The sequence below is a fragment of the Mesorhizobium sp. WSM4989 genome (assembly GCF_029625795.1).
In the GTDB taxonomy this organism is placed as follows: domain Bacteria; phylum Pseudomonadota; class Alphaproteobacteria; order Rhizobiales; family Rhizobiaceae; genus Mesorhizobium.
In genome coordinates, this window is sequence record NZ_JARTVN010000049.1 from 1 (window position 1) to 257 (window position 257).

1 protein-coding gene is annotated in these 257 nt (G+C 67.7%); it reads right to left on the bottom strand.

Annotated features, from left to right (window positions below; translation table 11 throughout):
• Positions 1 to 201, bottom strand: a 201-nt coding sequence (locus tag P9217_RS30265; protein ID WP_278088338.1) for a hypothetical protein, incomplete at its 3' end; no start/stop codon positions are given.
• Positions 202 to 257: the final 56 nt, after the last annotated feature.

The following is a 257-nucleotide window of genomic DNA, read 5'->3' on the forward strand; positions in this document are numbered from 1 at the left end:
CGAGGTGATGGCCTGCGATGCGGTGAGCGCACCCGTCACCAGCAGGCGCGAATTTGTCTGATCCACGATGGCATAATGCGTGGCCGTGCCGGTGGCGCTGGCCGTCATGCCGGTGGTGATCGCCGCGACCGTGACCCGGCGGCCAGTGCCAGCCGTCGCGGGCGCCCCGATGTCAAGCGAAGCCTTTGCACCAAGCGACACGCCCGCAACCGCGCCAAAGGTGGCAGGTTCAGACGTGCAAAGGTGCAGGTGGGTGG